Genomic DNA, 26219 nt, shown 5'->3' with positions numbered 1-26219 from the left:
TTTATGATTCTCCTCTTTTCCAGCGCGTGCCCTGCGGAGTGTCCTCCAAGATAATATTCATGCTTTTCAACTGGTCGCGAATCTGATCAGATGTTGCAAAGTCGCGGTTTCTCCGGGCCTCATTCCGCTTCTCGATCAGTTCTTCAATGTCTTTATCCAAAAGTTCCTGTTCCTTGAGGGAGAAGCCGAGCACTGAGCAGATCTCGTCAAACAGCTGTATAAACGCCTGAATGACATGTTCTGCAGTATTCTTTTCCTGCAAATAGTAGTTGGCATGTTTGGCCAGGTCAAACAGGACGGAAATGGCATTCGCTGTATTGAAATCATCATCCATAGCCGTTTGGAAGGCTTTTCGCTGCTCTTCGATTTTTTCAAGCCATTCTGAATCGCCCTCTGTTAAATTTGTACTGCTTTTTAGGCGATGCTGCAAATTGCTATAAGCTGTTTTTAGACGTCCAAAAGCGTTTTTTGTGTTCTCGAGAAGTTCGACCGAATAGTTTATCGGATGTCTGTAATGAACAGACAGCATGAAAAACCGCAGCACTTGGGGGTCATGCTCTTTAATAATGTCATGCACAAGAACAAAGTTGCCGAGCGATTTTGACATTTTCTCATTATCGATATTAATGTAGCCGTTATGAAGCCAATATTTCGCGAAAGGCTTCCCTGTTAATGCTTCCGATTGGGCAATTTCGTTTTCATGATGCGGGAAGGCCAGATCCTGACCGCCGGCGTGAATGTCGATCGAATCGCCCAGATATTTTCTCGCCATCGCAGAGCACTCGATATGCCAGCCGGGACGGCCTTTTCCCCAAGGGCTATCCCAGGAGATTTCGTTATCTTTAGCCGCTTTCCATAGTGTGAAATCGAGCGCATCTTCTTTCTTTTCGCCCACTTGAATTCGGGCGCCTGATCTCAGCTCATCGACCGATTGATGCGACAGCTTTCCATAGCCTTCAAACGATCTTGTTTTATAATAAACATCTCCGTCCGCCTCATAGGCATAGCCCTTATCGATCAGCGTCTGAATAAAGTCGATGATCTCATCCATGTTTTCAGTGACGCGCGGATGGCAGTCAGCTTTTGTGCAGCCCAGTGAACCGACATCTTCGAAGTATGCCTTAATAAAGCGTTCGGCGATGACCGGCACTTCCTCTCCAAGTTCATTTGCCGCTTTAATTAATTTGTCATCGACATCTGTAAAATTGGAGACATATTGGACTTCATAGCCTTTATACTCTAAATACTTTCTGACAGTGTCAAACACGATAGCCGGCCTTGCGTTTCCGATATGGATGTAGTTATATACTGTCGGACCGCACACATACATTTTGACCTTGCCTTCTTCAAGAGGCACAAACGGCTCTTTTTTTCGTGTGAGAGTATTATACAATGTTAGTGTCACAGCTCATCTTCCCTTTCTTTTCTCCGGAGCTCTTGTTTCAGCTGCCTGATTTCGTTTTCCAATTCTCTGAAGCGGTCAGCCACCGGATCCGGCAAATCCTGGTGATTCAAGTCGCGTCTGATTTTCTTTCCGTTTTGTACGACGACCCGGCCCGGGATGCCGACAACGGTGGAGCATTCAGGCACATCGTGCAGGACGACGGAGCCTGCACCGATTTTCGCCCCTCTTCCGACTGTAATGGATCCAAGCACTTTGGCCCCTGTTGAGATCAGGGCATCGTCCTCGATTGTCGGATGCCTTTTGCCTTTTTCTTTTCCTGTTCCCCCAAGCGTCACGCCCTGAAAAACCGTGACATTGTTTCCGATCTCACAGGTTTCGCCGATCACAACCCCCATGCCGTGATCAATGAAAAATCTCCTGCCGATCTTGGCACCCGGGTGAATTTCGATTCCCGTAAAGAAGCGGGCGATTTGAGAGATCGCTCTGGCGATGAAAAACCTTTTTCTTTTATATAAAGCATGTGCAATTCGATGTGCCCATATAGCATGCAAACCTGAATAAGTTAAGATGACTTCAATGTAGCTTCTCGCAGCCGGATCTTGGTCAAATACGACATCTACATCTTCTTTCAGCATTTTAAAGAACACATGATTCCCCCCGTTCCCCGCTTCCTTTGTCTCTATTGTCAAACCATATAAAAAACGCCTCTGTCTGATGACAGAGACGCTTTTTGACGCGCGGTTCCACTCTGTTTAGAAAACAGCACAGCTGTTTTCTCAACTCTCATCCATAACGGCGGATACCGCCTTTGAATACTTGTTATAAAAACGTTCTTCAAAGGTCTCAAGAGGTGCATTTCTAAAGCCCGGCGCTTAAGTCTTTTCCAGCCGATGAAGACTCTCTCTTTAAAGGCCCTGGCTTTATACTTATCCCTGTCAACGATTTATCTTATTGAATAATGTTATGCAGCCGTTTTAAAACGGTGTCTTTCCCCAATAATTCAATGGACTGAGGCAGTTCAGGACCGTGGGTCTGGCCTGTCGTCGCTACGCGGATCGGCATAAACAGCTTTTTCCCTTTATGTCCTGTTTCTTTTTGAACGGCTTTGATGGATGCCTTGATCTCATCTGCCGTAAACGAGTCAAGCTGCTCAAGCTTTTCGGCAAATACGCGAAGCACTTCCGGAACCTGCTCTTCTTCTAAAACTGTTCTTGCTTCACGATTATACTGGATATCGTCTTTAAAGAACAACTCTGTTAACTCGACGATTTCAGCGCCGTAGCTCAGCTGTTCCTGATATAGGGAAATCAGCTTGCGCACCCATTCCTGTTCGCTGCCTGAAAGCTCTTCTGAAACCTTGCCCGCTTTTTGCAAATGCGGCACGGTCAATTCGATGACCTGATCAAGATCAAGTTTTTTCACATACTGGTTGTTGACCCATTTCAGTTTATGCGTATCAAACACCGCTGGTGATTTTGACAAACGGTTTACATCAAATATCTCAATAAACTGTTCTTTTGTAAACAGTTCTTCTTCTCCGACCGGCGACCAGCCTAGAAGAGTGATGAAGTTAAACAATGCTTCCGGCAAATAGCCGAGCTCTTCGTACTGCTCGATAAACTGAATGATGGACTCATCACGTTTGCTCAGTTTTTTGCGGCTTTCATTGACGATTAATGTCATATGTCCAAATGCCGGGATATCCCAGCCAAGGGCGTTGTAAATCATGATCTGCTTTGGCGTATTGGAAATGTGGTCTTCGCCGCGCAGGACATGCGTCATTTTCATTAAATAGTCATCGACCGCTACGGCAAAGTTGTAAGTAGGCGTTCCGTCTTTCTTCACGATGACGAAGTCGCCGATTCCGTCTGTTTCAAAAGAAATTTCTCCTTTGACGATGTCATCAAAGCGGATGACTTCACCTTGAGGCACTTTAAAGCGGATGCTCGGCTGTCTTCCTTCAGCTTCGAGCTTTTCCTGCTCTTCTTTTGTTAAATTGCGGCACTTGCCGGAGTAGCGCGGCATTCCTCCGCGGGCAGCCTGTTCCTCACGCTCTTTCTCAAGCTCTTCTTCCGTGCAGTAGCATTTGTAGGCTAGCCCTTTTTCAAGAAGCTCCTCGTAATATGTTTTGTAAATGTCGTTTCTTTCGGATTGGCGGTATGGTCCGTATTCTCCTCCGACATCCACGCTTTCATCCCAGTCGATGCCCAGCCATTTTAAATAGTTCAGCTGGCTTTGCTCCCCGCCTTCAATGTTGCGCTTGCGGTCCGTATCTTCAATGCGGATGATGAATTTTCCGCCTTGGCTCCGGGCAAACAAATAATTAAAAAGAGCGGTTCTGGCATTTCCGATATGTAAATGGCCTGTTGGGCTCGGCGCATAACGAACCCGAACTTCGTTTCCCATCTGTCTAACTTCCTTTCGTCTCTAGCAGAGTTCAAATTTATTTCCTATTCTATCATCAAATGAACCTGTCTTCAAAATGAATTATACCTTTTGGAGCAGAACGGAAGCCTGGGCGGCGATTCCTTCGGCTCTTCCCGTAAATCCGAGCTTTTCGGTTGTGGTCGCTTTTACGTTAATTTGGGAAATTTCCGCCTCTAGCCCTTCGGCAATTCTGGCTCTCATGTCTTCGATATACGGCGCCATTTTAGGCTTTTGGGCGATGATTGTACAATCCAGGTTCCCTAGCGTATAGCCTTTTTCCTTCACGATCATCCAGACGTGGCGAAGGAGTTTGAAGGAGTCGGCATCTTTGAATTCAGGATCGGTATCCGGAAAGTGTTTTCCGATATCGCCCTCGCCGACGGCACCGAGACATGCATCCGCAATCGTGTGCAAAAGCACATCTGCATCTGAATGTCCGAGAAGGCCTTTTTCGTAAGGAATCGTAATTCCCCCGATTATGAGCGGCCTGCCTTCCACTAGTTGATGGACGTCAAATCCTTGGCCTATTCTAAACATGTTCATTCCTCTTTTCCGCTTCTAATATCGCTTCTGCGACAAGCAAGTCATCCGGGGTCGTCAGTTTGATGTTTTGATAATCCCCTTGAATGATTGCAACCGTACCTCCGGCTTCCTCGACAAGACTGGCGTCGTCCGTACCGAGGAAACCTTTTGCTTCAGCCTCAAGGTGAGCATTCATCAGAATAGAAAGACGAAAAGCTTGTGGGGTTTGAGCGGCCCACAAGCTTGAACGTTCAATCGTTCCGGCTATCTCACCGTCTTGAACGCGTTTGATCGTGTCTTTAACAGGAACGGCAACGATGGCTGCCCCTGTTTCCTTTGCTTTCTCGACAAGCTGTTCGATATATTCCCGTTTAATAAAAGGTCTTGCTCCGTCATGGACGAGGACCGTTTCCTCTTTGCCGGCCGCTTTAATGCCCGCAAAAACGCTTTGCTGGCGTTCTCTTCCGCCCGGCACCATCTCGATCGGAGTCGTAAAATGATAGGTTTTTAAAAGGGTGTTGAATTCACCGAATTCCTGTTCATTGATGACAAGAATGATCCTTTTGCAGGCATCATGGTTTTCAAACACCTTTAATGTATGAATAATCACAGGTATTCCTTTCGCCTCGATAAACAGTTTGTTTTTCCCGGCATTCATTCGTTTACCTTGTCCGGCGGCAGGAATGACGACTTCATAATTCATTTTATTTCTCCCTTTTTCAAAGCGCCTTTTCCAGCAGTTTCGGCTTGGCGAATATCATTCTGCCTGCCGCTGTCTGCAGCACGCTGGTCACGAGCACGTCGATATGTTTGCCAATATAATTTCGCCCTTCTTCAACGACAATCATCGTGCCGTCGTCCAGATAAGCCACGCCCTGATTATGTTCTTTTCCGTCTTTGATGACCTGCACCTTCATTTCTTCTCCCGGAAGCACGACAGGCTTGACGGCGTTGGCAAGGTCGTTGATGTTCAATACGGCAACCTTTTGGAGCTCGCATACTTTGTTCAAATTGAAATCGTTTGTGACGACAACGCCCGAGGTCAGCTTCGCCAGTTTGACGAGCTTGCTGTCGACCTCTTGGATGTCTTCAAAATCGCCTTCATAAATTTCAACTTTAATATCAAGCTCTTTCTGGATACGGTTTAAAATATCCAGTCCTCTCCGCCCTCTGTTTCGTTTGAGGACGTCTGAAGAGTCGGCGATATGCTGCAGTTCCTCAAGCACAAACTGAGGAATCACAATGACGCCTTCAAGAAATCCGGTCTGACAAATATCAGCAATTCTCCCATCTATAATAACACTTGTGTCTAAAATTTTCAGCTTTTTGTCTTCTTCCGGACGCTCTTCCTCAGCAGAACCTTTTTTCTTTCTCGATGCAAAAAGTGTCAGCATTTCATCCTTTTTCTTGAAACCCACACGGAATCCGAGATAGCCGAGAAATGCGGCCAACACAATCGGAATGACCGTGCTGATTAACTGATAAGGGATGTCTTTTAACGGAATGACGTTGACGATAAGATAAGCGAGCATAAGTCCGAAGATTAATCCCAAAGAGCCGAACAACAAGTCTGAGACAGGTGCTTTGATCAAGGAATCCTCAATCTGTTTCACCCAGTTGATGACGTGATCCGCACACCAGATGCCCAGAAGAAAAAAGATGATAGCTCCTAAACAAGCGGACGCATACGGGTTTGTTACTAAAGGTATGTCCTGTACATTTAACAGTACAAACAATTCCGGTATGAGAAAAATACCGATAACGCCTCCCAAAATCGCAAAGAACGCTTGAACTATTCGTTTTAACATACCTTCACCTCCTTTAAAATAATCGTTTTAATTTTTATAAATGCAGCTGTTTCCACGTGAAAAAGGGAAAACAAAAAGTAAGAATAATATACCCATAAATTGCAAATTTTAATCACTTCTAGAAAATTTTCTCACAGCTGCCTGTCAGTATAATGTTTCTCCTGAAGTCTCTTTAACCCTTTCTTTATCTTTTGGGCACGAACAGCCCCAATTCCTTCCACTTCATCCAAATCTTTTACATCCGCTTCGATAATGAGCTTTAAATGGCCGAATGCTTCGACAACATTTTCGACGATCGGCATCGGGAGGCGGGGAATTTTGTGGAGAAGCCTGTAGCCTCTCGGAAAAACGTATTCTTCCATGTTCGTAGTTGCTGAATAGCCTAAAAGCTTAAGGAGAATCGCATCATCCAGCAATTCGAAACTCGACATATCCTGAAGCTGTTTCAGCAGAACAAACGGGTCTTTGATTTTTTCTTTCACATAATCTTTGACGAACAGCGCCGCTTCCTGCTCCATATCGGTGATCAGTTCGCTAACCTGGAGTCTGATGAGATGGCCTTCTGTTCCAAGCTCTTTAATATACATATTAATTTCGTTTTTGATTCTGAGCACCATTTCATATCGATGCAGAACGGAGATGACATCCCCAAATGTAACAAGCTCTTCAAATTCCAGCGCGTTCAAATTGGAAATCGCATGGTCCAAAATGAGTTTGTATTTTTCGAGCGTCTGAATCGCCTGATTGGCTTTTGTTAAGATAAAGCCGATATCTTTGAGTATATATTTCATATTTTCCTGATAGAGCGTAATCACATTCCGTCTTTCAGAAATCGCGATGATCAGACAGCCGGTCTGCTTGGCCACACGCTCGGCTGTTCTGTGTCTCATGCCCGTCTCAGAGGAGGGAATCGTCGCCTCAGGCATGAGCTGTGTATTGGCATATAGAATTTTTTGCCCTGAATCGCTGAGAATGATCGCCCCGTCCATTTTAGCCAGCTCGTACAGATGAGCCGGAGAGAAAGAAGAATTTATGTGGAACCCTCCGTCAACCACTTCTTTCACTTTATCGTTGAAGCCGACCACGATTAATCCGCCTGTTTTGGCCCGAAGGACGTTTTCGATTCCTTCGCGAAGAGGCGTGCCGGGGGCGACAAACTGCAATATTTCTGAAAGATCCTGTTTCGCTCCTTTTTTGTCTTTGTCCATATATTATGATCCTCCTAATGAAGCTCGAAGGGCCTCAGCTACATTTTCAACGCCGACGACTTCGATTCCTTTCGGCTTTGTCCATCCTTCTACATTTGCAGAAGGAATAATCATTCTTTTAAAACCAAGCTTCGCCGCTTCCTGCACCCTCTGTTCTATCCTTGATACTCTGCGGACCTCCCCTGTCAATCCGACTTCTCCGATAAAACAATCCGTCGGATGAGGCGGGGTGTCTCTGAAGCTTGAGGCGATGCTCACTGCAACGGCGAGGTCAATCGCTGGCTCGTCCAGCTTGACGCCTCCGGCGACTTTTAAATAGGCGTCTTGATTTTGCAGCAGCAGTCCAACCCTTTTTTCTAAAACTGCCATTAGCAATGAGACGCGGTTATGATCAATCCCGGTTGCCATCCGGCGCGGATTCCCAAAGCTCGTGGGGGAAATCAGCGCCTGAATCTCTACTAAGACTGGCCTCGTGCCTTCCATTGAGGCCACGACACTCGATCCGGCCGCTCCCGCCGAGCGCTCTTCGAGAAAGATTTCTGACGGATTCAGCACCTCTGTCAGGCCCTCTTCCCTCATTTCAAAGATTCCCATTTCATTCGTTGATCCAAACCGGTTTTTGACGGCTCTTAAAATCCGAAATGTATGATGCCGCTCACCTTCAAAGTAAAGGACGGTGTCGACCATATGTTCCAGAAGTCTCGGTCCGGCAATCGAACCTTCTTTTGTGACATGCCCGACGATAAATATTGGAATCCCTTTCGTTTTTGCAATTCTCATCAGCTCAGCGGTGCATTCCCTGACCTGGGAGACGCTGCCCGGAGCGGATGTGATATCACTTTGGTAAACGGTTTGAATCGAATCAACCACTACGAATGATGGGTTCATCTCTTCTATAGAAGACGTAATATACTCCATATCGGTTTCAGATAAAACGTGAAGAGTGGGACTGTTGATACCTAGACGGTCTGCTCTCAGCTTTGTCTGCTTGACCGATTCTTCGCCTGAGATGTACAGGACATTTTCTTTTGAATCAGCGAGCTGGGCAGATACTTGAAGCAGCAAGGTTGATTTCCCGATGCCGGGGTCGCCTCCGATTAAAACAAGTGAACCTTTGACGATGCCGTTTCCCAAGACGCGGTTGAATTCGCCAAGTTTCGTTTTAATTCGCGGCTCTTCTGTTGTTTCAATTGAAGTGAGAGGTGAAGGCTTTTGCACTGTTTGAACGGAATGTGAAAAAGCGGTTCTTCTGTTGGCGGCGGGTTTTTTTATCGTTTCTTCCACCATGGTATTCCATGCACCGCATCCGGGGCATTTCCCCATCCACTTGGCGGATTCGTAGCCGCATGAGTGACAAATGAATTTAGTCTTTGTTTTAGCCATTGATTTTTCAAAACGCTCCCTTTATAAGAAAGTGAGGCATACTGATGAACATCGTATGCCTCTTTCTTTTGTCTCTATATTAGTTCGTTTTAGCTTCGGTTTTTACGACAAATTCTCCGTCTTCTACATCCAAAACAATATGCTGGCCTTTTTGAATATGGCCTTTTAGGAGCTCTTCTGACAGCCGGTCTTCCACGTGTTTTTGGATTGCTCTTCTGAGAGGGCGCGCTCCGTATTCGAGATCCACGCCTTCATCGGCGATTTTTTCTTTAGCCGCTTCAGTCAGCTCAATTGAAAGATCCTGTTCTTTCAGACGCTTGGTCAATTGGTCTGACATGAGGGATACAATATCTTTCAAATGTTTTTTCTCCAAAGAGTGGAAGACGATGATCTCATCAATCCGGTTGATAAATTCAGGTCTAAAGGCGCGTTTTAGTTCACCCATGACTTTGTCTTTCATATCTTTATAATTCTGGGTTTCATCCTGCACATTAAACCCGACGTATTTATTTCTTCTCAGTTCGCTCGCACCGACGTTTGATGTCATGATCAAAATCGTATTCCTAAAGTCAACCGTGCGCCCTTTTGAATCAGTCAGGCGGCCGTCTTCAAGCACCTGCAGCAAAATATTGAAGACATCTGGGTGAGCTTTCTCGATTTCATCAAGCAAGACGACGGAATACGGTTTTCTTCTCACTTTTTCAGTGAGCTGTCCGCCTTCATCATAGCCGACATATCCAGGAGGTGAACCGACGAGTCTTGATGTTGAATGTTTTTCCATGTACTCGGACATATCGATGCGAATCATTGCTTCTTCATCGCCGAAAATGGACTCGGCAAGTGCACGGGCAAGCTCCGTTTTCCCTACGCCTGTTGGGCCAAGGAAAATAAACGAACCGATAGGACGTTTTGGATCTTTTAAGCCGGCACGCGCGCGTCTGACTGCTTTTGCAACTGCAACGACAGCCTCATCCTGGCCGATAACGCGGGAATGAAGAATGCTCTCCATGTTCAGCAATTTGTCTGTTTCGGTCTGCGCAATTTTGGAAACCGGCACTCCGGTCCAGCTTGATACAACCATTGCAATATCGTCGACGGTCACTTCGGAATTTTCTTGACCTTGCTTTTCTTTCCAGGTTTTCTTGGTTTCTTCGACCTGTTCACGCAAGCGCTGCTCCGTATCACGTAAAGACGCTGCTTTTTCGAATTCCTGGCTTTGAACAGCGGCATCTTTTTCTTTCCTTACCTCATCAAGCTTTTGTTCAAGCTCTTTTAAGTTAGGAGGCGTTGTGAATGAACGCAGTCTAACCTTTGAGCCGGCTTCATCGATTAAGTCGATCGCCTTGTCAGGCAGAAAACGGTCCGAAATGTAGCGGTCTGACAGCTTTACTGCCGCTTCGATCGCTTCATCCGTAATCGATACGCGGTGATGGGCTTCATAGCGGTCTCTGAGCCCTTTCAATATTTGAATGCTTTCTTCAGGAGACGGCTGGTCAACCTGAATCGGCTGAAAACGCCGTTCTAGTGCAGCATCTTTTTCAATGTATTTGCGGTATTCATCAAGGGTTGTCGCCCCGATGCATTGCAGCTCTCCGCGCGCCAGCGACGGTTTAAGGATATTGGAGGCATCGATGGCCCCTTCCGCTCCTCCGGCTCCGATGAGAGTATGCAGCTCATCGATGAAGAGGATGATATTTCCCGCTTGACGAATTTCGTCCATCACTTTTTTCAGGCGGTCTTCAAATTCACCGCGATATTTCGTGCCGGCGACAACCGTTCCCATATCAAGTGTCATGACGCGCTTGTCGCGTAAAATCTCCGGTACTTCGTTATTGATGATCTGCTGGGCCAGGCCTTCGGCAATCGCAGTCTTACCGACACCAGGCTCCCCGATTAACACAGGGTTATTTTTCGTTCTGCGGCTCAACACTTCAATCACGCGTTGAATTTCTTTGCTTCTGCCGATCACGGGATCAAGGCTGTCTTCTTTTGCAATCGCCGTGAGATCCCGGGCAAGACTGTCTAAAGTTGGTGTGTTGGCGCTACTGTTGGCGCCTGAAGCAGCGCCTCCGCTCTCATTGCTGCCCAACAGCTGCAATACTTGCTGTCTCGCTTTGTTTAAGCTGACGCCTAAATTATTCAGCACCCTTGCCGCAACACCTTCCCCTTCGCGGATTAAGCCAAGGAGGATGTGTTCAGTTCCAACGTAGGAGTGGCCAAGCTTTCTCGCTTCATCCATCGCCAATTCGGTCACTTTCTTGGCTCTCGGTGTGTAATGGATCGATTGTGACATTTCTTGTCCGCGGCCGATGAGGCTTTCAACTTCTTTTTGAATCTTGTCAGGGCTGAGTCCTAACGCCTGCAGCGCTTTCGCAGCAATTCCTTCTCCCTCGCGGACAAGGCCGAGGAGAATATGTTCTGTTCCAATGTTATTATGGCCCAGACGCAGAGCTTCTTCTTGAGCAAGCGCCAATACTTTTTGTGCTCTTTCTGTGAATCTTCCAAACATCATATCGTTTCATCCTCCTGTCTATTGCCGTTGTTTTCTAATTTCAAGCGCTCCCTGATAAGAGCAGCCCGCCTGATGTCCCTCTCGTTTGGCCTTAAGGCTCCTCCGGAATATTGCTGGAGAAATCCAGGCTGTGTCAGGATCATCAGCTCATTAAGTATATTGCTGGAAAGACCTTTTATTATCCCCAGGTCAATTCCAAGACGAACGTCTGAAAGACATCTTGCTGTTTCTTTCGACTCGATCATCCGGCAATTGGACAGTACGCCGTAAGATCTGTAGACGCGGTCTTCAAGTTCGATTTGCGAAGTCTGATAAAGCGCCTTTCTTGCTGAACGCTCTTGTTCGATCAGCTGGGCAACGACACTGTTCAGATCTTCGACAATGTCGTGTTCCGATTTACCGAGGGTAATTTGGTTGGAAATTTGAAAGATATTCCCTAATGCTTCGCTGCCTTCACCGTAAATTCCTCTAACAACAAGCCCTAATTGATTAATTGCCGGAATAATTCTGTTTATTTGCCTAGTTAACACTAAAGCAGGAAGGTGCATCATGACAGAAGCTCTAAGCCCTGTTCCGACATTTGTAGGGCAGCTGGTCAAGTAGCCTCTTTGTTCGGAAAAAGCGTAGTCGATCCGGTCTTCAATCCAATCGTCCACCTGATTTGCTGCTTTCAATGCTTCTGACAGCTGAAATCCCGGAAATAGACATTGAATGCGAATATGATCTTCCTCATTCAGCATAATACTCACTTCTTCATTTTCAGAAAGAAGGCATGCGCCAAAGGAAGCTTCCGTCAAATGCGGACTGATCAGATGTTTTTCCACAAGAACCCTTTTTTCCAAAGGCTGGACCTGATCCATTTTCACAAGCTCAAACTTCCCGATACCGGGCACTTCATAGCCTGTGAACTGTTCTTCAAACAATGCTATAATCGCTGAAGCCTCTTCATTTGAAAAAAGCGTTGGAAAACGGACTTTATCCAAATTGCGCGCAAGACGGATCCGGCTGCTAAGCACGATGTCACTCTCAGGGCCTTCTTGCCGCATCCAATTGCTTAAAGCATTCTGAATAAAATGCTGCAGTGACATCAGTCCTCCTCCTCCTTGTTTGCATTCAGGTTTTGTTCAAGCGATCTGATCTGATCTCTGATGTTGGCTGCTTTTTCAAACTCCTCCTGCTGAATTAATTCTTTCAGCTCTTTTTTTAATGCTTCAATTTGTCTTCTTACATGCAGATTACCGCCGATCCGCTTTGGTATTTTACCCGCGTGGACCGTGTTCCCGCTGTGAACTTTTCTTAAAACCGGAGTGATATAGGAGTGGAAGGTTTTATAACATTCCGAACATCCAAACCGGCCGGTTTTTCGAAATTCCGGGAACGTCATATTGCATTTTTTGCATCGCAAAACCTGATCCGGCTGTTGAAAAAGCTGCGCCTCGCTGCTGTTTGTAAAAGACGAGTCAAAATTAAGCAGTCCGGATAATAAATTATGGATGGAAAATCCGCCACTTTCATTCATAGAATATGACTCGCTGTTCTCTTTCGCACATTGTTCACAGATGTGCATTTCTTTTTTTTCACCATTAATAACTTTCGTAAAGTGAAAAGTTGCCGGTCTTTCTTTACACTCTTGACATATCACGCTTCTCACCCGCTTTACTTAAATTTAAGTGACGTAAGCATGGCTTTCATCATTCTTGCTCTTAATTCGTCTCGTTCAGGCAAATCAATATATAAAACAGAACGGTCCATGACACTCACCATCAATTTCGCTTCGCTTTCTGTAATGACACCATTTTCTAACAGCCTTAAAATGATGTCATCTGAAGCAGCCTGGGAGAGCCTTGTATAGATTTGATTCATAATATTGTTAATCAAATCAATTTTGTCGTTCATTTTAATTTTAATAATTCGGATATAACCGCCGCCGCCTCTTTTGCTTTCGACAATATATCCGCGCTCGCTCGTAAAACGCGTATTGATTACGTAATTGATCTGAGAAGGAACACACTGAAATTTATCGGCTATTTCGCTCCGTTTAATCTCTAATATTTCTTTCCCGTTCTGTTCTAATATTTGTTTCAAATACTGTTCGATTATGTCAGAAATATTTTTCCCCACTCAGCCCCCTCCTTCACTTGACTTTGACTATATTTGACTTTAACTTTACTATAAGTGGTTTTCGTTTTTTTTTCAACTAATTGCTCTTCGTCCTTTATTATTTCCACTTTTAGCTGTCATAAAACCTTAGGGAAAAGAAAAAAGACCAGCTTTTATATAAGCTGGTCTTTCTAAGCGCTTGGCGGCGTCCTACTCTCACAGGGGGAAGCCCCCAACTACCATCGGCGCTGAAGAGCTTAACTTCCGTGTTCGGCATGGGAACGGGTGTGACCTCTTCGCTATCGCCACCAAACTATGCCTTCAGGACGAAGGTACTGGGCGTTCCTCACAGGATGTGAGGGCCTTTAGCCGAGTTTCCTTGCCTTTGGCTTTCTGAGAGGTGTTCTCTCAAAACTAGATAACGGACAGACGATTCACAAATATTTAGGTTAAGTCCTCGATCGATTAGTATCTGTCAGCTCCATGTGTCGCCACACTTCCACCTCAGACCTATCAACCTGATCATCTTTCAGGGATCTTACTTCCTTATAGGAATGGGAAATCTCATCTTGAGGGGGGCTTCATGCTTAGATGCTTTCAGCACTTATCCCGTCCGCACATAGCTACCCAGCGATGCCCTTGGCAGAACAACTGGTACACCAGCGGTGCGTCCATCCCGGTCCTCTCGTACTAAGGACAGCTCCTCTCAAATTTCCTGCGCCCGCGACGGATAGGGACCGAACTGTCTCACGACGTTCTGAACCCAGCTCGCGTACCGCTTTAATGGGCGAACAGCCCAACCCTTGGGACCGACTACAGCCCCAGGATGCGATGAGCCGACATCGAGGTGCCAAACCTCCCCGTCGATGTGGACTCTTGGGGGAGATAAGCCTGTTATCCCCGGGGTAGCTTTTATCCGTTGAGCGATGGCCCTTCCATGCGGAACCACCGGATCACTAAGCCCGACTTTCGTCCCTGCTCGACTTGTAGGTCTCGCAGTCAAGCTCCCTTGTGCCTTTACACTCTGCGAATGATTTCCAACCATTCTGAGGGAACCTTTGGGCGCCTCCGTTACCTTTTAGGAGGCGACCGCCCCAGTCAAACTGCCCACCTGACACTGTCTCCCTGCCCGATAAGGGCAGCGGGTTAGAAGGTCAATACAGCCAGGGTAGTATCCCACCGATGCCTCCACCGAAGCTGGCGCTCCGGTTTCCAAGGCTCCTACCTATCCTGTACAAGCTGTACCAACATTCAATATCAGGCTGCAGTAAAGCTCCACGGGGTCTTTCCGTCCTGTCGCGGGTAACCTGCATCTTCACAGGTACTATAATTTCACCGAGTCTCTCGTTGAGACAGTGCCCAGATCGTTGCGCCTTTCGTGCGGGTCGGAACTTACCCGACAAGGAATTTCGCTACCTTAGGACCGTTATAGTTACGGCCGCCGTTTACTGGGGCTTCAATTCGCACCTTCGCTTACGCTAAGCGCTCCTCTTAACCTTCCAGCACCGGGCAGGCGTCAGCCCCTATACTTCGCCTTACGGCTTCGCAGAGACCTGTGTTTTTGCTAAACAGTCGCCTGGGCCTATTCACTGCGGCTCTCTCGGGCTTGCACCCTAACAGAGCACCCCTTCTCCCGAAGTTACGGGGTCATTTTGCCGAGTTCCTTAACGAGAGTTCTCTCGATCACCTTAGGATTCTCTCCTCGCCTACCTGTGTCGGTTTGCGGTACGGGCACCTCTCACCTCGCTAGAGGCTTTTCTTGGCAGTGTGGAATCAGGAACTTCGCTACTATATTTCGCTCGCCATCACAGCTCAGCCTTACGGGAAACGGATTTGCCTATTTCCCAGCCTAACTGCTTGGACGCGGATATCCAATACCGCGCTTGCCCTATCCTCCTGCGTCCCCCCATTGCTCAAATGGTGAGGAGGTGGTACAGGAATATCAACCTGTTGTCCATCGCCTACGCCTTTCGGCCTCGGCTTAGGTCCCGACTAACCCTGAGCGGACGAGCCTTCCTCAGGAAACCTTAGGCATTCGGTGGAGGGGATTCTCACCCCTCTTTCGCTACTCATACCGGCATTCTCACTTCTAAGCGCTCCACGAGTCCTTCCGGTCTCGCTTCACAGCCCTTAGAACGCTCTCCTACCACTGTTCGCAAGAACAGTCCGCAGCTTCGGTGATACGTTTAGCCCCGGTACATTTTCGGCGCAGAGTCACTCGACCAGTGAGCTATTACGCACTCTTTAAATGGTGGCTGCTTCTAAGCCAACATCCTGGTTGTCTAAGCAACTCCACATCCTTTTCCACTTAACGTATACTTTGGGACCTTAGCTGGCGGTCTGGGCTGTTTCCCTTTCGACTACGGATCTTATCACTCGCAGTCTGACTCCCAAGGATAAGTCTTTGGCATTCGGAGTTTGACTGAATTCGGTAACCCGGTAGGGGCCCCTAGTCCAATCAGTGCTCTACCTCCAAGACTCTTACCTTGAGGCTAGCCCTAAAGCTATTTCGGAGAGAACCAGCTATCTCCAGGTTCGATTGGCATTTCACCCCTACCCACACCTCATCCCCGCACTTTTCAACGTGCGTGGGTTCGGGCCTCCATTCAGTGTTACCTGAACTTCACCCTGGACATGGGTAGATCACCTGGTTTCGGGTCTACGACCACGTACTCATGCGCCCTATTCAGACTCGCTTTCGCTGCGGCTCCGTCTTTTCAAACTTAACCTTGCACGGGATCGTAACTCGCCGGTTCATTCTACAAAAGGCACGCCATCACCCGTTAACGGGCTCTGACTACTTGTAGGCACACGGTTTCAGGATCTCTTTCACTCCCCTTCCGGGGTGCTTTTCACCTTTCCCTCACGGTACTGGTTCACTATCGGTCACTAGGGAGTATTTAGCCTTGGGAGATGGTCCTCCCGGATTCCGACGGAATTTCACGTGTTCCGCCGTACTCAGGATCCACTCAGGAGAGAACGAAGTTTTGACTACAGGGCTGTTACCTCCTATGGCGGGCCTTTCCAGACCTCTTCATCTACCTCGTTCTTTTGTAACTCCGTACAGAGTGTCCTACAACCCCAAGAGGCAAGCCTCTTGGTTTGGGCTGTTCCCGTTTCGCTCGCCGCTACTCAGGGAATCGCATTTGCTTTCTCTTCCTCCGGGTACTTAGATGTTTCAGTTCCCCGGGTCTGCCTTCTCATATCCTATGAATTCAGATATGGATACTGCTCCATTACGAGCAGTGGGTTTCCCCATTCGGAAATCTCCGGATCAAAGCTTGCTTACAGCTCCCCGAAGCATATCGGTGTTCGTCCCGTCCTTCATCGGCTCCTAGTGCCAAGGCATCCACCGTGCGCCCTTTCTAACTTAACCGTTAAAAAGAATCACTACGTGATATCTTGCATTACAATTGAATGTGAATGTCTACTTTCGTTATCTAGTTTTCAAAGAACACGCTTTGAAGGAATGATCCTTCAAAACTAAACAAGATCCAAACGCACCTGTCTATAAGACCGCAAGGTCTTATATTCCGTATAATATCCTTAGAAAGGAGGTGATCCAGCCGCACCTTCCGATACGGCTACCTTGTTACGACTTCACCCCAATCATCTGTCCCACCTTCGGCGGCTGGCTCCAAAAGGTTACCTCACCGACTTCGGGTGTTACAAACTCTCGTGGTGTGACGGGCGGTGTGTACAAGGCCCGGGAACGTATTCACCGCGGCATGCTGATCCGCGATTACTAGCGATTCCAGCTTCACGCAGTCGAGTTGCAGACTGCGATCCGAACTGAGAACAGATTTGTGGGATTGGCTTAGCCTCGCGGCTTCGCTGCCCTTTGTTCTGCCCATTGTAGCACGTGTGTAGCCCAGGTCATAAGGGGCATGATGATTTGACGTCATCCCCACCTTCCTCCGGTTTGTCACCGGCAGTCACCTTAGAGTGCCCAACTGAATGCTGGCAACTAAGATCAAGGGTTGCGCTCGTTGCGGGACTTAACCCAACATCTCACGACACGAGCTGACGACAACCATGCACCACCTGTCACTCTGCCCCCGAAGGGGAAGCCCTATCTCTAGGGTTGTCAGAGGATGTCAAGACCTGGTAAGGTTCTTCGCGTTGCTTCGAATTAAACCACATGCTCCACCGCTTGTGCGGGCCCCCGTCAATTCCTTTGAGTTTCAGTCTTGCGACCGTACTCCCCAGGCGGAGTGCTTAATGCGTTTGCTGCAGCACTAAAGGGCGGAAACCCTCTAACACTTAGCACTCATCGTTTACGGCGTGGACTACCAGGGTATCTAATCCTGTTCGCTCCCCACGCTTTCGCGCCTCAGCGTCAGTTACAGACCAGAGAGTCGCCTTCGCCACTGGTGTTCCTCCACATCTCTACGCATTTCACCGCTACACGTGGAATTCCACTCTCCTCTTCTGCACTCAAGTTCCCCAGTTTCCAATGACCCTCCCCGGTTGAGCCGGGGGCTTTCACATCAGACTTAAGAAACCGCCTGCGCGCGCTTTACGCCCAATAATTCCGGACAACGCTTGCCACCTACGTATTACCGCGGCTGCTGGCACGTAGTTAGCCGTGGCTTTCTGGTTAGGTACCGTCAAGGTACCGCCCTATTCGAACGGTACTTGTTCTTCCCTAACAACAGAGTTTTACGATCCGAAAACCTTCATCACTCACGCGGCGTTGCTCCGTCAGACTTTCGTCCATTGCGGAAGATTCCCTACTGCTGCCTCCCGTAGGAGTCTGGGCCGTGTCTCAGTCCCAGTGTGGCCGATCACCCTCTCAGGTCGGCTACGCATCGTCGCCTTGGTGAGCCGTTACCTCACCAACTAGCTAATGCGCCGCGGGTCCATCTGTAAGTGGTAGCTAAAAGCCACCTTTTATGATTGAACCATGCGGTTCAATCAAGCATCCGGTATTAGCCCCGGTTTCCCGGAGTTATCCCAGTCTTACAGGCAGGTTACCCACGTGTTACTCACCCGTCCGCCGCTGACCTAAGGGAGCAAGCTCCCGTCGGTCCGCTCGACTTGCATGTATTAGGCACGCCGCCAGCGTTCGTCCTGAGCCAGGATCAAACTCTCCATGAAGTTTGATAATGACTACGCACACTTACATGTGCGATTTATTTAATGAATTAACAGGTACGTTTTGTCTTGTTTAGTTTTCAAAGATCATTATTAAAGCAACTCTATTATTATATCTCTCTTGATATAAATAGTCAAGTGCTTTTTTTCAAAAATAAATGGTGGAGCCTAGCGGGATCGAACCGCTGACCTCCTGCGTGCAAAGCAGGCGCTCTCCCAGCTGAGCTAAGGCCCCGAATAATGGTCGGGAAGACAGGATTCGAACCTGCGACCCCATGGTCCCAAACCATGTGCTCTACCAAGCTGAGCTACTTCCCGTTATATATAATGGCGCGCCCGAGAGGAGTCGAACCCCTAACCTTTTGATCCGTAGTCAAACGCTCTATCCAATTGAGCTACGGGCGCATATATCAATGCCGAGGGCCGGACTTGAACCGGCACGGTAGTCACCTACCGCAGGATTTTAAGTCCTGTGTGTCTGCCAATTCCACCACCCCGGCGTGGATGGTTGGAGCGGAAGACGGGATTCGAACCCGCGACCCCCACCTTGGCAAGGTGGTGTTCTACCACTGAACTACTTCCGCAGATCTTTTTTTATAATGCGGGTGAAGGGACTCGAACCCCCACGCCGTAAAGACACTAGATCCTAAGTCTAGCGCGTCTGCCAATTCCGCCACACCCGCATAAAATGGTGAGCCATGAAGGACTCGAACCTTCGACCCTCTGATTAAAAGTCAGATGCTCTACCAACTGAGCTAATGGCTCTTTAAAAGAGACTTAAACATTATATCATAAAAAAGTGGTGCCGGCAAGAGGACTTGAACCCCCAACCTACTGATTACAAGTCAGTTGCTCTACCAATTGAGCTACACCGGCTTTATCAACAAAATATTATAATGGTGGAGGATGACGGGATCGAACCGCCGACCCTCTGCTTGTAAGGCAGATGCTCTCCCAGCTGAGCTAATCCTCCGTTTGCACTTGCGTGCAACAGCTTGGCGGCGTCCTACTCTCACAGGGGGAAGCCCCCAACTACCATCGGCGCTGAAGAGCTTAACTTCCGTGTTCGGCATGGGAACGGGTGTGACCTCTTCGCTATCGCCACCAAACTATGCCTTCAGGACGAAGGTACTGGGCGTTCCTCACAGGATGTGAGGGCCTTTAGCCGAGTTTCCTTGCCTTTGGCTTTCTGAGAGGTGTTCTCTCAAAACTAGATAACGGACAGACGATTCACAAATATTTAGGTTAAGTCCTCGATCGATTAGTATCTGTCAGCTCCATGTGTCGCCACACTTCCACCTCAGACCTATCAACCTGATCATCTTTCAGGGATCTTACTTCCTTATAGGAATGGGAAATCTCATCTTGAGGGGGGCTTCATGCTTAGATGCTTTCAGCACTTATCCCGTCCGCACATAGCTACCCAGCGATGCCCTTGGCAGAACAACTGGTACACCAGCGGTGCGTCCATCCCGGTCCTCTCGTACTAAGGACAGCTCCTCTCAAATTTCCTGCGCCCGCGACGGATAGGGACCGAACTGTCTCACGACGTTCTGAACCCAGCTCGCGTACCGCTTTAATGGGCGAACAGCCCAACCCTTGGGACCGACTACAGCCCCAGGATGCGATGAGCCGACATCGAGGTGCCAAACCTCCCCGTCGATGTGGACTCTTGGGGGAGATAAGCCTGTTATCCCCGGGGTAGCTTTTATCCGTTGAGCGATGGCCCTTCCATGCGGAACCACCGGATCACTAAGCCCGACTTTCGTCCCTGCTCGACTTGTAGGTCTCGCAGTCAAGCTCCCTTGTGCCTTTACACTCTGCGAATGATTTCCAACCATTCTGAGGGAACCTTTGGGCGCCTCCGTTACCTTTTAGGAGGCGACCGCCCCAGTCAAACTGCCCACCTGACACTGTCTCCCTGCCCGATAAGGGCAGCGGGTTAGAAGGTCAATACAGCCAGGGTAGTATCCCACCGATGCCTCCACCGAAGCTGGCGCTCCGGTTTCCAAGGCTCCTACCTATCCTGTACAAGCTGTACCAACATTCAATATCAGGCTGCAGTAAAGCTCCACGGGGTCTTTCCGTCCTGTCGCGGGTAACCTGCATCTTCACAGGTACTATAATTTCACCGAGTCTCTCGTTGAGACAGTGCCCAGATCGTTGCGCCTTTCGTGCGGGTCGGAACTTACCCGACAAGGAATTTCGCTACCTTAGGACCGTTATAGTTACGGCCGCCGTTTACTGGGGCTTCAATTCGCACCTTCGCTTACGCTAAGCGCTCCTCTTAACCTTCCAGCACCGGGCAGGCGTCAGCCCCTATACTTCGCCTTACGGCTTCGCAGAGACCTGTGTTTTTGCTAAACAGTCGCCTGGGCCTATTCACTGCGGCTCTCTCGGGCTTGCACCCTAACAGAGCACCCCTTCTCCCGAAGTTACGGGGTCATTTTGCCGAGTTCCTTAACGAGAGTTCTCTCGATCACCTTAGGATTCTCTCCTCGCCTACCTGTGTCGGTTTGCGGTACGGGCACCTCTCACCTCGCTAGAGGCTTTTCTTGGCAGTGTGGAATCAGGAACTTCGCTACTATATTTCGCTCGCCATCACAGCTCAGCCTTACGGGAAACGGATTTGCCTATTTCCCAGCCTAACTGCTTGGACGCGGATATCCAATACCGCGCTTACCCTATCCTCCTGCGTCCCCCCATTGCTCAAATGGTGAGGAGGTGGTACAGGAATATCAACCTGTTGTCCATCGCCTACGCCTTTCGGCCTCGGCTTAGGTCCCGACTAACCCTGAGCGGACGAGCCTTCCTCAGGAAACCTTAGGCATTCGGTGGAGGGGATTCTCACCCCTCTTTCGCTACTCATACCGGCATTCTCACTTCTAAGCGCTCCACGAGTCCTTCCGGTCTCGCTTCACAGCCCTTAGAACGCTCTCCTACCACTGTTCGCAAGAACAGTCCGCAGCTTCGGTGATACGTTTAGCCCCGGTACATTTTCGGCGCAGAGTCACTCGACCAGTGAGCTATTACGCACTCTTTAAATGGTGGCTGCTTCTAAGCCAACATCCTGGTTGTCTAAGCAACTCCACATCCTTTTCCACTTAACGTATACTTTGGGACCTTAGCTGGCGGTCTGGGCTGTTTCCCTTTCGACTACGGATCTTATCACTCGCAGTCTGACTCCCAAGGATAAGTCTTTGGCATTCGGAGTTTGACTGAATTCGGTAACCCGGTAGGGGCCCCTAGTCCAATCAGTGCTCTACCTCCAAGACTCTTACCTTGAGGCTAGCCCTAAAGCTATTTCGGAGAGAACCAGCTATCTCCAGGTTCGATTGGCATTTCACCCCTACCCACACCTCATCCCCGCACTTTTCAACGTGCGTGGGTTCGGGCCTCCATTCAGTGTTACCTGAACTTCACCCTGGACATGGGTAGATCACCTGGTTTCGGGTCTACGACCACGTACTCATGCGCCCTATTCAGACTCGCTTTCGCTGCGGCTCCGTCTTTTCAAACTTAACCTTGCACGGGATCGTAACTCGCCGGTTCATTCTACAAAAGGCACGCCATCACCCGTTAACGGGCTCTGACTACTTGTAGGCACACGGTTTCAGGATCTCTTTCACTCCCCTTCCGGGGTGCTTTTCACCTTTCCCTCACGGTACTGGTTCACTATCGGTCACTAGGGAGTATTTAGCCTTGGGAGATGGTCCTCCCGGATTCCGACGGAATTTCACGTGTTCCGCCGTACTCAGGATCCACTCAGGAGAGAACGAAGTTTTGACTACAGGGCTGTTACCTCCTATGGCGGGCCTTTCCAGACCTCTTCATCTACCTCGTTCTTTTGTAACTCCGTACAGAGTGTCCTACAACCCCAAGAGGCAAGCCTCTTGGTTTGGGCTGTTCCCGTTTCGCTCGCCGCTACTCAGGGAATCGCATTTGCTTTCTCTTCCTCCGGGTACTTAGATGTTTCAGTTCCCCGGGTCTGCCTTCTCATATCCTATGAATTCAGATATGGATACTGCTCCATTACGAGCAGTGGGTTTCCCCATTCGGAAATCTCCGGATCAAAGCTTGCTTACAGCTCCCCGAAGCATATCGGTGTTCGTCCCGTCCTTCATCGGCTCCTAGTGCCAAGGCATCCACCGTGCGCCCTTTCTAACTTAACCGTTAAAAAGAATCACTACGTGATATCTTGCATTACAATTGAATGTGAATGTCTACTTTCGTTATCTAGTTTTCAAAGAACACGCTTTGAAGGAATGATCCTTCAAAACTAAACAAGATCCAAACGCACCTGTCTATAAGACCGCAAGGTCTTATATTCCGTATAATATCCTTAGAAAGGAGGTGATCCAGCCGCACCTTCCGATACGGCTACCTTGTTACGACTTCACCCCAATCATCTGTCCCACCTTCGGCGGCTGGCTCCAAAAGGTTACCTCACCGACTTCGGGTGTTACAAACTCTCGTGGTGTGACGGGCGGTGTGTACAAGGCCCGGGAACGTATTCACCGCGGCATGCTGATCCGCGATTACTAGCGATTCCAGCTTCACGCAGTCGAGTTGCAGACTGCGATCCGAACTGAGAACAGATTTGTGGGATTGGCTTAGCCTCGCGGCTTCGCTGCCCTTTGTTCTGCCCATTGTAGCACGTGTGTAGCCCAGGTCATAAGGGGCATGATGATTTGACGTCATCCCCACCTTCCTCCGGTTTGTCACCGGCAGTCACCTTAGAGTGCCCAACTGAATGCTGGCAACTAAGATCAAGGGTTGCGCTCGTTGCGGGACTTAACCCAACATCTCACGACACGAGCTGACGACAACCATGCACCACCTGTCACTCTGCCCCCGAAGGGGAAGCCCTATCTCTAGGGTTGTCAGAGGATGTCAAGACCTGGTAAGGTTCTTCGCGTTGCTTCGAATTAAACCACATGCTCCACCGCTTGTGCGGGCCCCCGTCAATTCCTTTGAGTTTCAGTCTTGCGACCGTACTCCCCAGGCGGAGTGCTTAATGCGTTTGCTGCAGCACTAAAGGGCGGAAACCCTCTAACACTTAGCACTCATCGTTTACGGCGTGGACTACCAGGGTATCTAATCCTGTTCGCTCCCCACGCTTTCGCGCCTCAGCGTCAGTTACAGACCAGAGAGTCGCCTTCGCCACTGGTGTTCCTCCACATCTCTACGCATTTCACCGCTACACGTGGAATTCCACTCTCCTCTTCTGCACTCAAGTTCCCCAGTTTCCAATGACCCTCCCCGGTTGAGCCGGGGGCTTTCACATCAGACTTAAGAAACCGCCTGCGCGCGCTTTACGCCCAATAATTCCGGACAACGCTTGCCACCTACGTATTACCGCGGCTGCTGGCACGTAGTTAGCCGTGGCTTTCTGGTTAGGTACCGTCAAGGTACCGCCCTATTCGAACGGTACTTGTTCTTCCCTAACAACAGAGTTTTACGATCCGAAAACCTTCATCACTCACGCGGCGTTGCTCCGTCAGACTTTCGTCCATTGCGGAAGATTCCCTACTGCTGCCTCCCGTAGGAGTCTGGGCCGTGTCTCAGTCCCAGTGTGGCCGATCACCCTCTCAGGTCGGCTACGCATCGTCGCCTTGGTGAGCCGTTACCTCACCAACTAGCTAATGCGCCGCGGGTCCATCTGTAAGTGGTAGCTAAAAGCCACCTTTTATGATTGAACCATGCGGTTCAATCAAGCATCCGGTATTAGCCCCGGTTTCCCGGAGTTATCCCAGTCTTACAGGCAGGTTACCCACGTGTTACTCACCCGTCCGCCGCTGACCTAAGGGAGCAAGCTCCCGTCGGTCCGCTCGACTTGCATGTATTAGGCACGCCGCCAGCGTTCGTCCTGAGCCAGGATCAAACTCTCCATGAAGTTTGATAATGACTACGCACACTTACATGTGCGATTTATTTAATGAATTAACAGGTACGTTTTGTCTTGTTTAGTTTTCAAAGATCATTATTAAAGCGACTTTTATATTATATCCAATCTCGGATATTAAGTCAAGAACTTTTTTTGAAGTTCTTTTTTTCTTTCGCCGCCGTTTTGCGGCAACGAATAATAATATACCACCGTATTTATGATTGTGCAATACTTTTTTGAGAAAAAATTTAATTTGTTTTAAATGAGCAGCAGCCGCTTGTTACGCGGCTGCTGCACGAAAGTCAACTAACGATGTCTCATTTGCGGGAATAGTAAAACGTCCCTGATTGAAGGAGAATTCGTCAAAAGCATAATCAGTCTGTCGATGCCGATTCCAAGGCCGCCGGTAGGAGGCATTCCGTACTCCAGCGCTTCGACAAAGTCTTCATCCATCATATGCGCTTCATCGTTTCCTTCTTCACGTTCTTTTAATTGCGCTTCAAAGCGTTCTTTTTGGTCGATAGGATCATTTAATTCAGTAAATGCATTCGCGTGCTCACGGCCCACGATAAACAGCTCAAAACGGTCCGTAAATCGAGGGTCTTCAGGATTTTTCTTAGCCAGAGGAGAAATCTCCACAGGGTGTCCGTATATAAAAGTAGGCTGAATCAACGTTTCTTCAACTTTTTGCTCGAAGAATTCATTAATGATATGTCCAACTGACATGCCTTCAGAAATTTCAATTCCGTGTTCTTTGGCATATGCTCTTGCTTCTTCTACCGATACTTCTTTCCAGAAGTCTACACCGGTGGCTTCTTTAACAGCATCGACCATATGGAGTCTCTTCCATTCAGGCTTGAGGTCGACTTCATAATCTCCATATTGAACGGTCGTAGTGCCGAGCACTTCTTGTGCAATATGAGCAATGAGATTTTCCGTCAATCTCATAATATCCTTATAGTCAGCATAAGCTTCGTAAAGTTCGATCATCGTAAATTCAGGATTGTGCCGTGTGGAGACCCCTTCATTTCGGAATACACGTCCGATTTCATAGACTTTTTCCAACCCGCCGACGATCAGCCTTTTCAAATGGAGCTCGATAGCGATCCTCATGTAAAGCGGCATATCCAGCGCATTATGATGTGTAATGAACGGACGGGCAGATGCGCCACCCGGAATCGCGTGCATCGTAGGCGTTTCAACTTCTAAGTATCCGTGGTCATCTAAGTATCTTCTCATGGATTGAATGATTTTGCTTCGTGTAATAAACGTATTTTTGCTTTCCGGATTTACGATCAAATCCAAATAACGCTGACGGTAGCGCTGCTCGATGTCCTTTAATCCATGATATTTGTCCGGAAGCGGACGAAGGGCTTTTGTCAATAAATCAAAAGATGTTGCTTTTACAGACAATTCGCCTACATTCGTTTTAAACATGACGCCTGTAACGCCGACGATGTCCCCGAGGTCAGAGCTTTTAAACCATTCGTACTGCTCTTCACCGACACTGTCTTTTCTGACATAGATCTGAATCTGGCCCTTTAAATCCTGAATATGCGCGAATCCCGCTTTCCCTTTTCCGCGCTTTGTCATCATCCGGCCGGCAATCGTTACTTCAATTGCTTTTTCCTCTAATTCTTCTTTTGAGAATTCATTATACGACTCAATGAGATCAGTTGATTGATGGGTGCGATCAAAACGCTGTCCGAAAGGATCTTTTCCGCTTTCTCTCAACTGATTCATTTTATCGCGTCTGACTTGCAGCTGGTCGTTTAATTCTTCATGGTTATGCTCTTCATGGCTCATCATATATCACTCCGTTACTTTTAGTCTTTCAGGAAAAAAGCAGAAAAACTGCCAGTGAAAACTG

General features: G+C 48.4%; 13 protein-coding genes, 9 tRNA genes, 6 rRNA genes and 1 other annotated feature. All 28 genes read right to left on the bottom strand.

Annotated elements, in window-relative coordinates; genetic code table 11:
* Position 1 precedes the first annotated feature (1 nt).
* The 28 genes from cysS to lysS all read right to left on the bottom strand — a co-directional run bounded on the left by cysS (position 2) and on the right by lysS (position 26155).
* Positions 2-1405, bottom strand: coding sequence for a cysteine--tRNA ligase (gene cysS / locus MKY62_RS00635; protein WP_011197476.1), 1404 nt, complete (start codon positions 1403-1405; stop codon positions 2-4).
* Positions 1402-2052 (bottom strand): serine O-acetyltransferase, encoded by a 651-nt coding sequence (gene cysE, locus MKY62_RS00630; RefSeq protein WP_003178282.1) that lies wholly within the window; start codon positions 2050-2052, stop codon positions 1402-1404. Before cysE ends, cysS begins: the two co-directional genes overlap by 4 nt.
* A gap of 69 nt (positions 2053-2121) precedes the next feature.
* Positions 2122-2353, bottom strand: a binding site (T-box leader).
* Complete coding sequence (gltX, locus tag MKY62_RS00625) at positions 2354-3811, bottom strand: glutamate--tRNA ligase (protein ID WP_003178281.1); 1458 nt, start codon at positions 3809-3811, stop codon at positions 2354-2356.
* Positions 3812-3892: 81 nt separating this feature from the next.
* Positions 3893-4369 (bottom strand): 2-C-methyl-D-erythritol 2,4-cyclodiphosphate synthase, encoded by a 477-nt coding sequence (gene ispF / locus MKY62_RS00620; RefSeq protein ID WP_003178280.1) that lies wholly within the window; start codon positions 4367-4369, stop codon positions 3893-3895.
* Positions 4362-5057 carry a 2-C-methyl-D-erythritol 4-phosphate cytidylyltransferase gene (gene ispD / locus MKY62_RS00615; protein ID WP_003178279.1) on the bottom strand — a complete coding sequence of 232 codons (696 nt, stop codon included), beginning with the start codon at positions 5055-5057 and terminating at the stop codon, positions 4362-4364. Before ispD ends, ispF begins: the two co-directional genes overlap by 8 nt.
* A gap of 16 nt (positions 5058-5073) precedes the next feature.
* A complete protein-coding gene (locus MKY62_RS00610) occupies positions 5074-6162 on the bottom strand; it encodes a PIN/TRAM domain-containing protein (protein WP_003178278.1) in 1089 nt (362 codons plus the stop codon).
* Between the two features lie 131 nt (positions 6163-6293).
* A complete protein-coding gene (disA, locus tag MKY62_RS00605; RefSeq protein WP_003178277.1) occupies positions 6294-7370 on the bottom strand; it encodes a DNA integrity scanning diadenylate cyclase DisA in 1077 nt (358 codons plus the stop codon).
* Between the two features lie 3 nt (positions 7371-7373).
* On the bottom strand, positions 7374-8753 hold the full coding sequence (gene radA / locus MKY62_RS00600; protein ID WP_003178276.1) for a DNA repair protein RadA: 1380 nt from the start codon (positions 8751-8753) through the stop codon (positions 7374-7376).
* Between the two features lie 79 nt (positions 8754-8832).
* Positions 8833-11265, bottom strand: coding sequence for an ATP-dependent protease ATP-binding subunit ClpC (clpC, locus tag MKY62_RS00595; RefSeq protein WP_003178275.1), 2433 nt, complete (start codon positions 11263-11265; stop codon positions 8833-8835).
* The gene (locus MKY62_RS00590; RefSeq protein ID WP_003178273.1) at positions 11262-12353 is read right to left on the bottom strand and encodes a protein arginine kinase; all 1092 of its coding nucleotides are present in this window, start codon (positions 12351-12353) and stop codon (positions 11262-11264) included. The genes clpC and MKY62_RS00590 overlap by 4 nt, the downstream gene beginning before the upstream one ends.
* Entirely contained in the window at positions 12353-12907 is a 555-nt protein-coding gene (locus tag MKY62_RS00585; protein ID WP_003178271.1) for a UvrB/UvrC motif-containing protein, read from the bottom strand. Before MKY62_RS00585 ends, MKY62_RS00590 begins: the two co-directional genes overlap by 1 nt.
* Before the next feature lie 14 nt (positions 12908-12921).
* On the bottom strand, positions 12922-13386 hold the full coding sequence (locus tag MKY62_RS00580) for a CtsR family transcriptional regulator (RefSeq protein WP_003178269.1): 465 nt from the start codon (positions 13384-13386) through the stop codon (positions 12922-12924).
* Between the two features lie 176 nt (positions 13387-13562).
* Positions 13563-13678: ribosomal RNA gene (gene rrf, locus MKY62_RS00575) — 5S ribosomal RNA — on the bottom strand.
* 132 nt (positions 13679-13810) lie between these two features.
* Positions 13811-16741: ribosomal RNA gene (locus MKY62_RS00570) — 23S ribosomal RNA — on the bottom strand.
* Positions 16742-16915: 174 nt separating this feature from the next.
* Positions 16916-18465: ribosomal RNA gene (locus MKY62_RS00565) — 16S ribosomal RNA — on the bottom strand.
* A gap of 156 nt (positions 18466-18621) precedes the next feature.
* Positions 18622-18697 (bottom strand) — tRNA-Ala (locus MKY62_RS00560).
* Positions 18698-18703: 6 nt separating this feature from the next.
* Positions 18704-18780: transfer RNA gene (locus tag MKY62_RS00555), tRNA-Pro, on the bottom strand.
* Between the two features lie 10 nt (positions 18781-18790).
* Positions 18791-18867 (bottom strand) — tRNA-Arg (locus MKY62_RS00550).
* 9 nt (positions 18868-18876) lie between these two features.
* Positions 18877-18962, bottom strand: a tRNA-Leu gene (locus tag MKY62_RS00545).
* 9 nt (positions 18963-18971) lie between these two features.
* Positions 18972-19046 (bottom strand) — tRNA-Gly (locus MKY62_RS00540).
* Positions 19047-19062: 16 nt separating this feature from the next.
* Positions 19063-19145, bottom strand: a tRNA-Leu gene (locus MKY62_RS00535).
* Positions 19146-19151: 6 nt separating this feature from the next.
* A tRNA-Lys gene (locus MKY62_RS00530) sits at positions 19152-19227 on the bottom strand.
* Positions 19228-19262: 35 nt separating this feature from the next.
* Positions 19263-19338: transfer RNA gene (locus MKY62_RS00525), tRNA-Thr, on the bottom strand.
* Positions 19339-19359: 21 nt separating this feature from the next.
* A tRNA-Val gene (locus MKY62_RS00520) sits at positions 19360-19435 on the bottom strand.
* Positions 19436-19455: 20 nt separating this feature from the next.
* Positions 19456-19571 (bottom strand): 5S ribosomal RNA (gene rrf / locus MKY62_RS00515).
* 132 nt (positions 19572-19703) lie between these two features.
* Positions 19704-22634 (bottom strand): 23S ribosomal RNA (locus tag MKY62_RS00510).
* Between the two features lie 174 nt (positions 22635-22808).
* A 16S ribosomal RNA gene (locus MKY62_RS00505) occupies positions 22809-24358 on the bottom strand.
* Together the 16S, 23S and 5S rRNA genes with 9 tRNA genes alongside form the textbook arrangement of a ribosomal RNA operon.
* Positions 24359-24655: 297 nt before the next feature.
* A complete protein-coding gene (gene lysS / locus MKY62_RS00500; protein ID WP_011197475.1) occupies positions 24656-26155 on the bottom strand; it encodes a lysine--tRNA ligase in 1500 nt (499 codons plus the stop codon).
* Positions 26156-26219 lie beyond the last annotated feature (64 nt).

The organism is Bacillus sp. FSL R7-0646 (assembly GCF_037969865.1).
In the GTDB taxonomy this organism is placed as follows: Bacteria; Bacillota; Bacilli; order Bacillales; family Bacillaceae; genus Bacillus; species Bacillus licheniformis.
Note: the sequence above shows the minus strand (reverse complement) of the source record. Positions and strands in the feature narration are given on the sequence as shown.